Genomic DNA, 14,475 nt, shown 5'->3' on the forward strand with positions numbered 1-14,475 from the left:
TTTCTTAGTTACTGAATAAGATGTCAGAACCGACTGCCTGTTCCACGGATTTTTTCACGCCGCGGACACCATTCCCCGTATTTCCGGACACTCCGGGAATCTCTATGATCGCCGGAATGATCTGATCCTGATATCTTGCAATCTCATGTTTTAATTCAGCTGCCAGCGCTTCTGTAATATAGATCACCCCATACTCTTCTGCTGCCAGCTGATGTAATCTTGCCTCGGCCTCCTCCTGGGATGCGATGGGAAATATATCCAGCCCAAGTGCGGCGAAGCCATAAACGCTGTCATAGTCGCCCATTACTGCTATCTTATACATACATCTCCCTTACCCTTTCCCGGATTGAATCATCCGGAAGTTCGCTTCGCTTGCCGGAAAGTATGATTCGTACCGTTTTGATTTCATTCTGCCTTGCAAGTACATAGGCTACTACCGGGCCTATGGTAAATGATTCATATTTCTGCGGGCTGATCGTCTGTATGATGCGGTTGTCGCACCAGCGTTCAAATGCGGACGGGGACTCTGCAAGTGCCTCGGCGCCTCCTGCGTACTCTGTACCTGCCAGGTAGTCCCGGATTGCTTCCGGCCCGTTAAGGGCTGCCCTGGACAGCTGATCCACACTGATGCTTTTGCATTCAGCCATAGCCCGTTTCATAAATTCTATTGTTTTCGCGGTTTTCTGTGAACGTACGGCAATCTTGATGTCTGCAACTGCAACCGCTGATTCTGCGTAATCCCGGATGATCTTATCCTCCGCTTCCATCCCTGCTTTGTAGATCGCATCCAGCGCCGCCCTGTCGATCATAATATCGCAGAGCTGCCCGTCACGGGTGTGAAGCAGAGTATCGTAAGCTTCCGCCGCCACAGAACTCATGATTCCGGGCAGCCGTCCAAAATCCTTCTCCCGGATAATTTCCAGCATTTCTTTTCCCGGGACAGCCGCATCTTCATAGTAAATGTCACGTCCTGTATCTTCCGTGCACACTTCTTTGATGGCCGCTTTCAGATTATGGAAAAGCTTCGGATATGAGAGGACGTCAAATTTTTTCATATCTATGGAAAGTTCCTTCATAACCTGCCATATCTTCTCTTCCTCTCTTTTTAACATCCTTTCTGCATCTGCAGACGTATCGTTGTCTCCCCATCCGCGCTCCGCGAGAAACTGAATGCACTGTTCATAGCTTTGACACGCAATCAGCTGCTCGATCACAGCGTTGGAAAAAAGAGAGACTTCCAAAGCCCGTATGCGCGCAACCGCGTAGGTATACATTTCACTCATTTAAGCTCCTCCTTACGCTTTTGCCAGGCTTATAAAAATAACAGCTGATAAACACAGTCTGATAATTCATCTTTCTTCGCATCGAACATTGCCCTTATCGTACAGTTTTCTTCCACTCCGCCGTACACAAGGATAAAACCGTCCGTCACTTTTTTATCTTCTTCTCCAAACTTCAGGCTTCCGCCCCTGGCTTTCGCTGCCGCCTCTATTTTTGCTGCAAATCCGTCCGGCATTCTCTCCCGGTCTGCTGCAGAAAAATAGATTTCTCCCTCCTGGGCAAGTGCATATTTATCAAGCATTTTTTCAAGCAGCGCGAAATAGGATTCTGTATCCATCGCACATACTGTCTCATAGGCTTTTTCAAGAACTTCGGCAATCACTTCCTGCTTTGCTTTTAAGATTTCTGTTCTTTTCTTAAGGTCAATGGAAGATGCCACCCGCTCCTTATAATTTGCAATTTCTGCCGCTGATTTCTGGGAGATGCCGTCTGCAGCTTTTGCCGCTTCCTGTGTGGCCGTATCCAGGATCTCTTTTGCCTGGTTTTCGGCCTCCTGGATCTTGCTGTCAGCAGTTGCTTTCGCTTCATCCAGGATCTGGCTTTTCATTTTTTCTAATCCAGTCATTTTCAGCTCTCCTTTTTCTCCCTTTATTTTTGGTTTCTTTTCACTATACCTGGATTCCGTTTACTGCCAGGAAAGAAATCAGAAGAGAAAGGATGGCGTATGTCTCAACCATCGCCGGGAACAGCATCGCTTTACCGAACTGATCCGGTTTCTTTGCCACGATTCCAATAGAAGCCGCTGCTGCCTGTCCCTGTGATTTACCGGAGATCAGTCCCACAATACCAACCGGCAGGCATGCTGCAAGGATCAGAAGTCCTGTCTGTACACTGATATCTGCAATTCCTCCTCCGAGGATACCGATCTTAGACAGTGTAATGAATCCGACCAACAGTCCGTAAAGTCCCTGTGTACCAGGCAGAAGCTGGATGACCAGAACTTTTGCAAATTTACTCGGATCTTCTGTTACAACGCCGGCTGCTGCCTGACCTGCAATACCTACACCAATGGCTGAACCGCATCCTGCAAATAATACTGCTACTGCTGCACCAAGCAAAGCATATACAATTCCTAAATTTTCCAAAATATTCATAACCTATGTTTCCTCCTTAATATCTACATATTTCGTGTCTGCACAGAAAGGCTCAAAAGGTTTTCCTCCACCTTCATAAAATTTACCGAAAAATTCCACAAACTGCAGACGATTTGTATGCACATATGCTCCCAGCAGGTTGATCGCCAGATTCAGTGCATGACCTACAATAAAAATAACAATAAATGCAATAATTCCGAAAATATTATTCGGCACCATGCTTCCCATCTGGTTGATAACAGAAGCAATAACTCCCGTTGCCAATCCCAGCGCCAGCAGACGAGAATAGGACAGCACATCGCTTAACCAGCCGGTAATATTGTAGAGATCGTATGCTCCAAGAGCAAGTCTGATCCCTGGGTTTTTCGTTCCCCGCCCCGACATCAGAACAATTCCGACTGCTCCAAAAATCGCCAAAACCTTGGCCATAAGATTCACCACATCCGGGAATACGATCTCTGTCTGGGCGATAGATGCAAACAAACTGCTCGGAAGCAGCATCAGGATCAATCCCACAACCAGGCAGAACCATAACACCACATCACAGAAAAAGTCCATAAACTGTCTGTTTTTAATGCACATATATCCTTTAATTCCCAGCCCTACAAAAAGATGAATCACGCCAAATAGCATAGAGTATACCAGCAGCTTCATCGGATCATTCAAAGGAATAAACCATAATGCCGCCGGTGTGATCGTTGTTCCGAAAAATTTTGCCGATACCACATCCACAATATTTCCAAAGTATCCGCCAAACAGGATTCCCCAAATGACAGTGGAAATTCCACAGAACATAAACAGTTTGATAGACTGGTACATTCCGGGACTCATACGCGGAAATTTCTTCAGCAGGACAAAGCAGGCAATTGCCAAAATTGCTCCGTATGCCGCATCTGACAGCATCATGCCAAAGAAAAATACATAGAAAAATGACATGATCGTTGTCGGGTCAAATTCTCCTCTTTTCGGAAGACCATAGGATTCCACGATTCCTTCCCAGCTCCTGGAAAAACTGTTGTTTTGAAGAATGGTGGGAACTTCTTCTTCCTCTCCCACTTCTTCTACATCCATTACACAGTCGTAATTTGCGCCAATGGCTTTTTCCAGCGCAGGCACAAATTTTTTGGCTGTGTATCCGCTGATGACAAATGTCCTCTGTGACTGGGGCAGGGTTCCCAGCACCTCATATTTCTCAGCTCTCATGCGGAAATAGTCTGAAATGTATCTCAGCCGCTCCCTCTCTTCGGCACAGGACTTGATCTTGTCTTCCTGCTCTTTGATTTCATTATTCAGTTGTTGTATGCTTTCTTTCAGCTCCTGCGTCTTAACAGACGGTACTTCCTCCGACAGTTGTGCCGGTCTGGCAAATCCCGCTGATCTCAAGACTTCTTCCACCTTTGACGCGTCCTTTCTCATACAAAGGACCGCCAGATATACCGCATCCTGATCAGATGATATGATCTGTATATCGACAGCTTCCACTTCGGGAAGCTGCTCTGCCAGAGTGCTGTATACGTCCTGAAGCTGCGTCTCCGCCGCCATGGTCCCTATAAACATGGCAACTTTTTTTGTTCCGGAATAGTTCATTGGAACTTCCAGAGAAAGATACGGGGTCAGACTTTCAATCTGATTTTCAAGCTTCAGGATCGCCGCCTTTTTCTCTGCAATAACCTTACTGGTCTGGATCAGATCAGCAGCCGTATCCATGATTTTCTCTTTGTCGGCAACCGCTGACTGGAATCGGCTGCTGCCGATCAGCTTTTTGCCTTCCAACGAAGCAAACATGGATTTTGACTCCGGAGCGTATCCATCCAGTACATCCAACGCCTGATCCGCAATATTGGCTTTTTTTTCAAAACTGACCCGGGCATTCATGGTATCCATTCTGGAAAATGCGTCATCCTCATCGGCCACCTGGCTGATTTCCAGGATCCCCATGGACTGCAGCTTCTCCAGAATCGACTTCCGGTCCTTCTTCAGCGCACAGATACTGACTCTTTGCATCTGCAATACTGCCATAGACTCATCCCTCCTTTTCCTGTTTTTGTGATGGTCCTTCCCACATCAGACGAGGTTATCAATGACGGTCTGAACAGCTTCATCCATCTTTTTCCCCGCTTCTTCTTTGAGAGCAGCGACCTGCACATTTACCTCTTCGAGCGCTTTTTTCGCTGTCTCATCTCCCTCGGCCCGGGCAGCGTCCATCTCCGCCTCAGCTTTGGATTTTGCATCTTCGAGCGTCTTATCCTTCATCTCCTTCGCTTCCTCCGATGCATGATCAAGGATACCCCGGCATTTTTCTTCTGCCTGTTTTACAAGTTCTTCTGCTTGCTTTTCTGTCTCCTTTATGGACTTAATGGTTTCCTCTACCATGTGTTCACCACCTCTCTTGTAGTTAAGATTTTACTATGAATCAGTAGAAAAGTCCAGTTTAAAGTCTCAACTTTTTAAATCGTCTCCTGCAATAATCACTCAATTCAAACAATTTCCCATTTAATCAGTCTTGTCGCACAGGTGATTTCAGGCCTCTATAATGGCATAAAAAAAGGGCTTTTACTCCCATTCCAAACGGTGTAAATGCCCTTCTTTGCACATTCCTGCAAAATTATTTTGTCTAAGCGCTTCATACAGTACAATCGCAACAGAATTTCCCAGATTCAGCGAGCGAATGTCTCCTACCATCGGGATCCGGATACTTTCTTCTTTATGTTTTACCAAAATCTCCTCTGGTATTCCTGCACTTTCCTTTCCGAACATGATATAACAGTCCGGTTCATAATTTACTTCTGTATATATTTTTTCAGCTTTTGTCGTTGCCATGTAGATTTTTGCTCCCGGATTTTTCTCCAGAAAATCTTCATAGTCGATGTACGTTGTTACATCCAGGTCTTTCCAATAGTCCATTCCGGCCCTCTTCAGGCTTTTTTCATCTAGGCGGAAGCCAAGAGGTTCGATCAGATGAAGCCTGGCTCCGGCAGCCACACAGGTTCTTCCGATATTCCCTGTGTTGGCCGGAATCTCCGGCTCATGCAGCACAATATTCAACATCTGTTTTTCTCCTTTTCGTCACTGATATAATTTGAAGATCTCATCCGGAGCAGGCCGGTCAAGATAACGGATCTCCTCTCCATTTTGGATCACCTTGTCTCTGCCGGCAGTTATTCTCCCGATCATCCGTACTGCAATGCCTCTTTTCTCCAGCATCTGCACCGCCTTCTCTCCATCTGATACAGTAAAGAGGAAACAGCCGGCTGACGTAAGCTGATAAGGATTCAGCCGGAAATACTCACATACCTCTATGGTTTCCTGTAAAACGGGGATCTTCTTCATATCGATCCTCATTCCGCCACCGGTTTGCTCTGCCAGGCGCCACAGCGCGGCAAGTATCCCTCCATGGCCCACATGCAGCACAATATCTGCTCCGCTCTCCCTCACTGCATCGATTTCCCGAAGATCTTCCGGACAGATTTGATATTTCTGTATTTCTCTTAAAAATGCAGGCGCAAAATGGCCGGACAGCTCTTCCTGTTTTTCCGATACGATTCTAAGCATTCCTTCCATGCCGGCCCATTTTGTCATGACAACCGCTTTTTCTTCCGCTTCTTTTGACCCTTTTCTCTTTTTTTCTGTCACTCCGCTGATGGTGACGGTCACTTCAGGAACAAGAAGAGCTCCATTCACCGCCGTTTCTATTTCCGCCTTTCGGATCCCCTCTTTTTTGCTTTTCTCTCTTAAATCCTGCTTCAGCCAGGACACATAAGATTTTTCCGTCCCGGCGGGCGCCTGAATCCTGGCTTTTACTTTAAGGCCTTCCGCTTTAGCGGCCGCCATCGCATACATTCCATGATAAAATGCCAGGGCTGCCAAAGCGCGGTTGTTTCCGTACAAAACAGACGTTTCTGCCACTGCTTCATATTTATTCTCTTTATCCATGGATTTGTTTCTCATACTCCATTCTCCGGTCTTATTTTACGACTGCTCCCGGGCCTGTTCGTCAGTCTGCTGCGCTGCAGCATCTTCCTGATTCTCCGTTGCCTGACCGCCGCCTTTGCTGACTGCTTCCGAGATCTTAGCCGCATCCTGGGAAGCGATAGCTGACTGCAGTGCTGCTACTGCCTCTTCACTGCCTCCGGCCGTTCCCACTTCAATAATTTCATCTGAAGCCGAATAGCTGCTTGTATTAAAGACTTCCCGGCTTACCTCCTCGCCATCCTCATAGACAATCTTCCAGAGCCTTGCCTCAACGCCATCATGAGGACTGCCGGTACTTGTCATTGTTCCAAAGGCCGCCTCCGGATTTTCTTTATATGTTGTTCCATGCTCTGTTGTGCTGACTGTCTCGCTTTCGTATTCCACTTTCCTGCCTTCCGGCCTTGTGTCTTTGCCGTATATAATAAACTGAAGCTGGTTGCTGCTGTTGATTTCTCCATATATATAGATCGGCGTATCATAGGAATTTTTGAATTTAAAATCCAGATAGTCTCCTGCGATCGCCGCATCTCTGGACGGTTTTACATAGGCCACTGTCATGGAATGAGGCGCACGCTCCACTATCTCAAGCTCCGCATAGATCACTGCATTGTAAAGAGTTGTAGATACCTGGCATATGCCTCCGCCGTAATCCGAGACGACCTGTCCGTTCTCATAGGCGCCGGCTTCCACATATCCGTTTTCAGCAGTATATGGTCCGGTAACCTGCCCTACAGACAACGTTTCTCCCGGCATGAGGATCTTACCGTTCAGCCTTTCCGTCCCGGTCTTCAAATTATTCCATCGTTCTCCTCCTCCGGCGTCTGTCCAGAAGCTTCCCAGTTCATCCTGAATTTCCGAGAGATCCTCCTCAGTAATTTCCGGCTCTTCTTTCTTGGTAGAAACCTCCACAGAAAAATCTTCATGATTCCATTCCTGATTCAGCTGCTCTGTAATGACTTCAATCGTTGCTTCTATGTCCACCGCTTTTCCTTCCTGTTCAGGGGTGATCTTAAAGCCTGTGGCAGTTTTCTCTATTGCCGCATCCTGGGCTCCCTTTATCAGAGGAACTGCCCGCTCATTTAAAACGGCCTCTGTCAACTCTTTATCCAAAGTGAACTTTTCCCGGATCACAAGACCATCCGCTTCCAACCTCTTCATACGGCGGTATCTGGTCCAGACACTTCCCTTTTTCCCGTAATCTACCGCCTCTTTTGTAAGGCTGTCCAGATCATCAGAAGAAAGTCCCAACTCTTCCAATGTAGCATCGGCACTTCCATTTTCCGTTTTCAGTGAAACGGTTACAGCCCGGTCTTCTGCCAGATGCTCCTCAAGCAGTTCCTTCGCCTGGTTCCTTGTCAACCCCGACACATCTACTGTCCCGATGCTGATATTGTCCGCGATAATATCTCCTTCTACTGTATTTACATATTTTCTAAGCGCAAGATAAGAGCCTGCAAAAACAAGAAGGATCAGAAAAACTGCTGCAAAAAACAGAACTGTCATCCTCCTTTTCCTTTTCAGGCTCATTCTTCTTGTGACTTTACGGCGCCTTCTTTCTGACGTCATGATTTCACCTCTTTATTCTCACTCCATCTTATTTCTTCTCATGTTAAATCCGGTCTACACCATAATCGAAGGAATCACGGATGTTGCTACCATAGCAACAATCACAATCATAATAACGATAGCGATGACCCTTCTCGTTTTCTTATTATTAAAATTCATTTTCTGATATTCCTCTCTTCTTTAACTCTGCTGCCTACATTTTAAACTCTTTATTTGCTTTTTGCAACCTGCCGGTCACTCCCGTTTCCAATCCGCTCCGGCACTTTCACCTCAAGCCACAGCGCATCTTTTGTCAATGGATCTCTCCTGCTGTAATCGAACAAAATGTACCTGCCTTTCAATGGAAAATATTCCAGATGCGTCATTCTCCTCGTCTGATTTCTGTCATATTCCATGTAATGAGGAAGGTATATGTGTTCCTTTTCCTCCCTCTCATAGAAAAGGCGCGCTGCTTCCTTTTCTACCAGGTATTCCCCGGCAAACTCAGGACGGCTCTTGGCATTCTCCCGCAGATAATAATCAAAAACCAGGCATTCCCTGAACTTCTCTTTCTCTTCCGGAAAAGTTTCTTCAATATAAGACAAAAAAATCTGATATCTTGCCGGCCGGGAATGCTGAAGGAAATTGAGCCTTTTTCTTTCGTAAAATTCCGCCAGATTTCTATACAGATCAAAGGGAGATTTTACATTTTTCTCCAGACATTCTACAGAAAGTGTAAACTGTCCGCTGTTGTAATAAACCTCCACCATCTCTTCCACGCCTTTTAAAATAAGTATATCAGCATAAGAAAGCCACTTTGTCCTAAGGACCTCATAAGGAGGGCTGCTTTTGCAGACAAGGCGGTAGTCCTTTTTCCGCGTTTCCATAAAGGAACCCTTCAGCACTTTCAAAAAACCGAGTTGAAGCTGATCGGGATGCAGGCGATAAACATCGTCAAACGAAGCCGAAAAACTTGCCAGATCTTCACCAGGCAATCCCGCTATCAGATCCAGGTGCTGATGAATGTTGTGATTTTTTTGAATTTTCTTCACCTTTTCAGCAACCTTATCAAACTGCATCGTCCGATGAATTTCTCTGATAGTGTCGGGATTCGTAGACTGCACGCCAATCTCCAGCTGAATCAGTCCCGGCCTCATGGCCCCCATCAATTCAATCTCTTCCTCTGTCAGAAGATCTGCAGATATTTCAAAATGAAAATTGGTAACACCATTATCATGCTCCCGGATATACTTCCAAATCTCCATCGCATGACGGTGACTGCAGTTAAATGTCCGGTCCACAAATTTCACTTGGGGGACCTTGTGTTCCAGGAAAAACTGCAGTTCCTGTTTCACCAGCTCCAGACTTCGGAAGCGAAGCTTTTTATCTACGGAAGACAGACAGTAACTGCAGGAGAACGGACATCCCCGGCTGCTTTCATAATATATGATCTTATGCTCAAATTCTTTCATATCCCCATAGACAAACGGAACTCTGTCCAGATCCATGACCTCTCTCCAGGGATGGTCCTCAATCTCTCCCTTTTCATTTCTCCAGGCAATTCCCTTTAAGCAGCTTTTATTCTCCCCGGACACAAGAGCTGCAAAGGTTTCTTCCCCCTCACCCTTCATGATTCCTTTCACTTCAGGAAATTGTTCCAGCATGGCAGGCGCATCGAAAGACACTTCCGGTCCTCCCAGCCAGATTTCGGTATCGGGAAGAATTTTGGCTGTTTCCCTGATAAGATCTTCTACCATGGAAATATTCCATATATAACAGGAGAAGCAGAGCATATCCGGCTGTCTTTTATAGAGATCCTCCAGAATCGCATCCTCCTGCTGATTGATGGTATATTCTGCAATTTCTATATAAGGTCCGTCGCTTTCCGTGCACGATCCGCTGCCGGCAGACTCTTTGGATTCTTTGTTCTCTTTAGAGCCAGGCATCACAAAACAAGCCTGTGCATAGCTTTTCAGGCTGTACACCGCCAGGTTGGAATGAATATATTTTGCATTTATAGCTGCTAACACAATTTTCTTCTTCATCATGCCTGTTATTCTACTATATTCCATAGGAATTTACAATGAAATATGTGCAAGGTTCATTGACATTTTTCCCAAAACAAGGTAAAATAGTGAACCGTGCAGCCGGGGTGGTAGCGGTACCTTGAACCTGCAATCCGCTATAGCAGGGGTGATATTGCGCAGAGGGCGAAAGCTGGCAGGGCTGCCCTTGGTAAGTGACGTTGATATCCGGGTCTTACGCGACGGAAATCCGTGAACCGTGTCAGGTCGGGAACGAAGCAGCACTAAGCGGAACCTTCCGGGTGCCGTGAGGGTGCCTGGGTTGAGTAAACTGCCAAGGTAACGCCTGTTGGCCCAGTTCGAAGCGCAATGCACAAAAAAAGAAATCCGACATCGTGTATATATAAAGAAGGAAGGTCCCATTTATCAGGCACCTTCCTTCTTCTTTTTTTTCTCCCGCAGTTCCCTGAAAAACGATTTCATCAGTTCCGAACACTTCTCTTCCAACACCCCTCGCGTTACATCCGCCTGGTGGTTAAACCTGTCCACCTGAAGAAGATTTAAAACAGAACCTGCGCAGCCTGCTTTCGGATTCATACATCCGATCACTACTCGGTCCATGCGGGATTGGATGATTGCCCCCGCACACATCTGACATGGTTCCAGCGTCACATACAAAGTACACCCCTCCAACCGCCAGTCCCCCAGCTTTTTGCTGGCTTTTCGAATTGCCGTAATCTCCGCATGAGCCAGTGGGTTCTTGTCCGTATTTCTTCTATTATACCCCCTGCTGATAATTTTTCCCTCGTGCACGATCACACATCCGATCGGCGTTTCCTCCAGCGCATAGGCCTTCTTCGCCTGCTTCAACGCTTCCTTCATATACTTTTCATCCGTATCTTTCATTTTTACCCACCACTTTCTTCATTTTTACCCACCGATTAGTGCAGTTTGGGACGTAACAAAGTTTAACTTTGTTACGTCCCAAACTGCTACCGTTTCACCTGGCGGCACCAGTACCCAAAATCATCTTCTTCGTTTTTCTCATCCGCCTCCAGGGCTATCTCATCATCTGCGATCCGCCGGAACTGCGGAAAGCCAAATGCTTCTGCCGCCTGGGCCTCTCTGGCATGATACACGCCCGGAACCCCCAGCAAACACTGTTCTCCTTCTTCTATCAGGAGAAGATGATGATAATTGTAATACCCATGCAGCAGGAAACTATTATTGGCAAGCCGCCATTCGCATCGTTTCAGCCCTGCAATATCCTGGCGCTGGATCTTGATATACCGAACCCCATCTGACGAAGACCGAGATCCCTCCTCCGATCCCCTCTCTTCTGCTTTTCCTTCTTCCTCGCCGGTATCTATCCAATCATCCTCTGACATCTCGCCATCCATCTCTTCCTCACATACTTCATCTTCCTGCGTCCGGATCTGTTCTTCTTCGGCCTTTCTCTGTGTCATCTCTAAAATATCCGGTTCCGGATCTTCTTTCCACGGCCGCATTTGTTCCACAGCTGCCGGAGTATCATCCCATACTGCTGCAAACCGCCTTTTGCTTCCGTTTTCCAGAATAACGCCTTCAATACGAGAATAATTTTCCCGCCTTCCCGTATCTTCAGGAGTAAAAAAAAGTCGATAATTGACTGCCGGATTTACATGTTCAATGTCCCCCTGCCAGATCCCGATGCATTGTCCTCCTTTTAAATAAAAAATATAGACTTTCAACGTCTTATCTTCTGCAAGGTGAAGCCCCTTTCCATGAATATGTACCACCGTATTTTCATCCTGCTGTTCTACCTTGACAAATCCTACATTTCGGATTCGCTGTCCATTCTGGTATTCATACAAATAGCGAATAAACCGTTTCAAACCTCCACTTCCATTCTTTGTTTGGTTATCACAATCTATTCGCCACACCCACGGAAAATGCCTCTTCCTTACAGAATCGCTTTCAGCTCCTGATAAAGCCGCTTTGCGTAACTGTCTGTCATGCCGCAGATATAATCTGTAACAAGCAGCAGCCTAAGATAGAGTTTTTCCACGTCCGTTTTTCCTTTTGCATGATAATGATAGGCATTTTTGTAGTTACTGGATATGAAGGAAACCATCCTCTCATCAATGGAATCCAGCTCTTCTCCCGGATCATCATATTTGATGATCGCACTCACAAAACAGTCCATCAGATAATCGATCATAACCGCTTCTGCCACCTCCATCCGGTAAATGGGCCTGGAGGTAAAAACCTGCTGATAAGCCATTCTTCCCAGCAGTTTCATCAGCTCTTCTGCAAAGGTCCCATAAAACAGGTCATGTTTATAGGTACCCTCCATAATTTCTTTATAGTTGGATGTAAATCCAAAGGTCGCGCATGATATGAGGAATCCCTGCGCTCTTACGATCCAGTTCTTAACCGCATATTCCTCCGGATTTCTTACCTTCTTTTCCAATCCTCTTTCATATAACTGGGCTAATTTCTGTGCTGGATTAAAAGAAACTTTTTCATTTTTATTATTATTTTCAAGTTTCTCCAGTTCCTGTAGCAGAAAATAGTAGGAAATGAAGCCTTTTATAAACGCGTCTTCGATGTCTGCCGTTTTGTAGGCTATGTCGTCCGCCGCTTCCAAAATGAATGTCAGGGGATGCCTGCAGCCATTTGTCCCTGTGGCCTGCTGTATTTCGCGGAACATATCTTCATCCGCATAGTAGTAGCCCATCTTCTTCTCTTTAATATCTTCCGAATCCTCCCGAATCCCCACCGAGGGAACTGGATATTTTACGATCGTATTCAAAAGAGCATAGGTCAGATTCATCCCGTTTTCATCAACCAGGAAATGAAGCTTGGTCACCAGCCGAAGCGCCTGGGCATTCCCTTCAAAATGATAAAAGTCCTCTTTCATCTGTTCCGTCAGCACATCTTCTATCAGCTTCCCATGAAAAGTAAGCTTTGAAAGATTCCTCCGAAACCATTCCCGTATAGCTGTTTCTCCGAAATGTCCAAAGGGCGGGTTCCCAATGTCATGGATCAATCCGGCACACTGAAGAATATTGCAGATATCCTCTTTCATCTGCGGGGTAAACTCCGGGTCCTTTTTATATGCAAGAATATTTTCCCCGATGTTTTGTCCCAATGATTTCGCCAGAGACGACACTTCTAGAGAATGCGTCAGTCTCGTTCTGATAAAATCACTTTTATCCAAAGGAAATACCTGCGTCTTATCCTGCAGCCTCCTAAAAGAAGCACTGCCAATAATGCGGTGGTAATCCTTCTCAAATTCACTTCGCAAATCTGTTGATCTGCCATATTTTCTGCTGCTCTCTCTGCTTCTTTGCGGCGACAAAAGCTGTTCCCATTTCACCGAATACCGCACCGCCTTTCCTGTTTCCTCCAAAAGCAAATCCTACCTTTTGCTCTTCCCGTTAATCTAAATAAATCGGAGGCTCATAATCATTTCCAAGCAACGCTTTCTTTCTCTCCTGATATCCCAGGAAAGCCCATTCTGTCATATCTGTCCACTGGTGGTTGCTCCTGTTATAGACCTGTACATATCCAATTCGTTTCGGATGCATACGCACAGTATTTGTCTCATATTCATGGCCGGTATAAGGATTTACCTCGCCTTTTTCCAAATCCTCTTCCTCCGGATCCCCCGGCAGATCCATCTCACCTTCTGCCTGTCTGTTTTCTATTTCTTCTTCCGAACTATTCTGCTCCTTACTCTCCCGGTCTTTTTCCTCCGTTCCATCTGACAACGCTTCTGATATTTCATCGGAAACTTCCATGGCATTTTCTTCTTTTTCTTCCTGCACTTCCTGTTCCGTCTTTGCGTCTTCTTTTCTTACTCTTCTCTGGAAGAAATCTCTCCAGCTTCCTCTCTGCTTTTTAACCGGTTTTTCACTTTCCTGTACCACTTCTTTCTGCAGCTCTTCCTGTGGCTCATCTTCCTTCTCCTCTGCCTCTTCCCGGATCGTCTCCTGGGGTTCTTCTTCCGGTATTACCTCATCCGGTTCCGAATCATCTGCCGCTGCAATGTCTGCTTCCGGTTCTTCTGTTTCCGGAGCTGTTTCCAACTCATCCAGGCTATGATGAATATCCATCAGCTCTCCGATTGTAATATCTCTTTCCGCCGGAATTTTCTTCTCTTTTCTTTTCTTCTTTTTGGCAAGCAAAGTAAGCTCCGCCTCCGTCGGCGCAGCCTGTCTGTTTTCCTTTTCTTCCTCTGCCTTGGCTTCCCCTAAAATACTAAGATGGAACGGGCATTCCAGAATTTCGGCAATCATGCGCATATCCTGCTCCTGGAAATTATCCCTTCCCAAACGCTGAGTCAGATTCTGCCGGGACATCTTCTTCCCGGTCCGCTCTTCAATTATCTCTGCGAGTTCTTTGATCGTCATGCCTTTTCGGCTTAAGATAATTTTGACCTGTTCTCCGAATGTAAGATCTAACATGATATTCCTCCTTATTCAATTGAAATATACTCTCCCTGAAGGTCTACA

Annotated in this window: 14 protein-coding genes and 1 other RNA gene; 1 reads left to right on the forward strand and 14 read right to left on the reverse strand. The window is 46.0% G+C overall.

The window, feature by feature from the left end:
- Nucleotides 1-4: 4 nt before the first annotated feature.
- The 10 genes from EUBC25_RS06335 to EUBC25_RS06380 form a co-directional block, all read right to left on the reverse strand.
- Nucleotides 5-322, reverse strand: coding sequence for a V-type ATP synthase subunit F (locus EUBC25_RS06335; protein ID WP_230107325.1), 318 nt, complete (start codon nucleotides 320-322; stop codon nucleotides 5-7).
- Nucleotides 315-1,283, reverse strand: a complete 969-nt coding sequence (locus EUBC25_RS06340; protein ID WP_230107326.1) for a V0D/AC39 family V-type ATPase subunit — start codon at nucleotides 1,281-1,283, stop codon at nucleotides 315-317. The genes EUBC25_RS06335 and EUBC25_RS06340 overlap by 8 nt, the downstream gene beginning before the upstream one ends.
- Before the next feature lie 29 nt (nucleotides 1,284-1,312).
- Nucleotides 1,313-1,906 carry a V-type ATP synthase subunit E gene (locus EUBC25_RS06345; RefSeq protein WP_230107327.1) on the reverse strand — a complete coding sequence of 198 codons (594 nt, stop codon included), beginning with the start codon at nucleotides 1,904-1,906 and terminating at the stop codon, nucleotides 1,313-1,315.
- Nucleotides 1,907-1,949: 43 nt separating this feature from the next.
- Nucleotides 1,950-2,435, reverse strand: coding sequence for a V-type ATP synthase subunit K (locus EUBC25_RS06350; RefSeq protein WP_230107328.1), 486 nt, complete (start codon nucleotides 2,433-2,435; stop codon nucleotides 1,950-1,952).
- 3 nt (nucleotides 2,436-2,438) lie between these two features.
- Nucleotides 2,439-4,454, reverse strand: coding sequence for a V-type ATP synthase subunit I (locus tag EUBC25_RS06355; RefSeq protein WP_230107329.1), 2,016 nt, complete (start codon nucleotides 4,452-4,454; stop codon nucleotides 2,439-2,441).
- Nucleotides 4,455-4,499: 45 nt separating this feature from the next.
- A complete protein-coding gene (locus EUBC25_RS06360; RefSeq protein ID WP_230107330.1) occupies nucleotides 4,500-4,808 on the reverse strand; it encodes a hypothetical protein in 309 nt (102 codons plus the stop codon).
- A gap of 180 nt (nucleotides 4,809-4,988) precedes the next feature.
- Nucleotides 4,989-5,483 carry a tRNA (cytidine(34)-2'-O)-methyltransferase gene (locus EUBC25_RS06365; RefSeq protein WP_230107331.1) on the reverse strand — a complete coding sequence of 165 codons (495 nt, stop codon included), beginning with the start codon at nucleotides 5,481-5,483 and terminating at the stop codon, nucleotides 4,989-4,991.
- A gap of 18 nt (nucleotides 5,484-5,501) precedes the next feature.
- Entirely contained in the window at nucleotides 5,502-6,383 is an 882-nt protein-coding gene (locus EUBC25_RS06370; protein ID WP_230107332.1) for an AIR synthase-related protein, read from the reverse strand.
- A gap of 21 nt (nucleotides 6,384-6,404) precedes the next feature.
- On the reverse strand, nucleotides 6,405-7,973 hold the full coding sequence (locus tag EUBC25_RS06375; RefSeq protein ID WP_230107333.1) for a VanW family protein: 1,569 nt from the start codon (nucleotides 7,971-7,973) through the stop codon (nucleotides 6,405-6,407).
- 209 nt (nucleotides 7,974-8,182) lie between these two features.
- Nucleotides 8,183-10,000 (reverse strand): B12-binding domain-containing radical SAM protein, encoded by a 1,818-nt coding sequence (locus tag EUBC25_RS06380; RefSeq protein ID WP_230107334.1) that lies wholly within the window; start codon nucleotides 9,998-10,000, stop codon nucleotides 8,183-8,185.
- 91 nt (nucleotides 10,001-10,091) lie between these two features.
- On the opposite strand from EUBC25_RS06380, the gene ffs reads away from it, so the two are divergent.
- An RNA gene (ffs, locus tag EUBC25_RS06385) (signal recognition particle sRNA large type) lies at nucleotides 10,092-10,353 on the forward strand.
- 49 nt (nucleotides 10,354-10,402) lie between these two features.
- Here the strand turns inward: ffs and tadA are convergent.
- From tadA to EUBC25_RS06405, 4 genes are all read right to left on the reverse strand, one after another.
- On the reverse strand, nucleotides 10,403-10,882 hold the full coding sequence (gene tadA, locus EUBC25_RS06390; protein WP_230107335.1) for a tRNA adenosine(34) deaminase TadA: 480 nt from the start codon (nucleotides 10,880-10,882) through the stop codon (nucleotides 10,403-10,405).
- Nucleotides 10,883-10,968: 86 nt separating this feature from the next.
- Nucleotides 10,969-11,850, reverse strand: a complete 882-nt coding sequence (locus EUBC25_RS06395) for a hypothetical protein (protein WP_230107336.1) — start codon at nucleotides 11,848-11,850, stop codon at nucleotides 10,969-10,971.
- A 68-nt stretch (nucleotides 11,851-11,918) separates the two neighbouring features.
- Nucleotides 11,919-13,337, reverse strand: a complete 1,419-nt coding sequence (locus EUBC25_RS06400; protein WP_230107561.1) for a deoxyguanosinetriphosphate triphosphohydrolase — start codon at nucleotides 13,335-13,337, stop codon at nucleotides 11,919-11,921.
- 61 nt (nucleotides 13,338-13,398) lie between these two features.
- Complete coding sequence (locus EUBC25_RS06405) at nucleotides 13,399-14,427, reverse strand: hypothetical protein (protein ID WP_230107337.1); 1,029 nt, start codon at nucleotides 14,425-14,427, stop codon at nucleotides 13,399-13,401.
- Nucleotides 14,428-14,475 lie beyond the last annotated feature (48 nt).

Source organism: Claveliimonas bilis, from assembly GCF_020892095.1.
GTDB classification, from domain to species: domain Bacteria; phylum Bacillota; class Clostridia; order Lachnospirales; family Lachnospiraceae; genus Claveliimonas; species Claveliimonas bilis.

What these genes read in the sequence shown, in the direction of transcription:
- EUBC25_RS06335 (WP_230107325.1), bottom strand. Translation starts at nt 322, where the DNA reads ATGTATAAGATAGCAGTAATGGGCGACTATGACAGCGTTTATGGCTTC.
- EUBC25_RS06340 (WP_230107326.1), bottom strand. Translation starts at nt 1,283, where the DNA reads ATGAGTGAAATGTATACCTACGCGGTTGCGCGCATACGGGCTTTGGAA.
- EUBC25_RS06345 (WP_230107327.1), bottom strand. Translation starts at nt 1,906, where the DNA reads ATGACTGGATTAGAAAAAATGAAAAGCCAGATCCTGGATGAAGCGAAA.
- EUBC25_RS06350 (WP_230107328.1), bottom strand. Translation starts at nt 2,435, where the DNA reads ATGAATATTTTGGAAAATTTAGGAATTGTATATGCTTTGCTTGGTGCA.
- EUBC25_RS06355 (WP_230107329.1), bottom strand. Translation starts at nt 4,454, where the DNA reads ATGGCAGTATTGCAGATGCAAAGAGTCAGTATCTGTGCGCTGAAGAAG.
- EUBC25_RS06360 (WP_230107330.1), bottom strand. Translation starts at nt 4,808, where the DNA reads ATGGTAGAGGAAACCATTAAGTCCATAAAGGAGACAGAAAAGCAAGCA.
- EUBC25_RS06365 (WP_230107331.1), bottom strand. Translation starts at nt 5,483, where the DNA reads ATGTTGAATATTGTGCTGCATGAGCCGGAGATTCCGGCCAACACAGGG.
- EUBC25_RS06370 (WP_230107332.1), bottom strand. Translation starts at nt 6,383, where the DNA reads ATGAGAAACAAATCCATGGATAAAGAGAATAAATATGAAGCAGTGGCA.
- EUBC25_RS06375 (WP_230107333.1), bottom strand. Translation starts at nt 7,973, where the DNA reads ATGACGTCAGAAAGAAGGCGCCGTAAAGTCACAAGAAGAATGAGCCTG.
- EUBC25_RS06380 (WP_230107334.1), bottom strand. Translation starts at nt 10,000, where the DNA reads ATGATGAAGAAGAAAATTGTGTTAGCAGCTATAAATGCAAAATATATT.
- tadA (WP_230107335.1), bottom strand. Translation starts at nt 10,882, where the DNA reads ATGAAAGATACGGATGAAAAGTATATGAAGGAAGCGTTGAAGCAGGCG.
- EUBC25_RS06405 (WP_230107337.1), bottom strand. Translation starts at nt 14,427, where the DNA reads ATGTTAGATCTTACATTCGGAGAACAGGTCAAAATTATCTTAAGCCGA.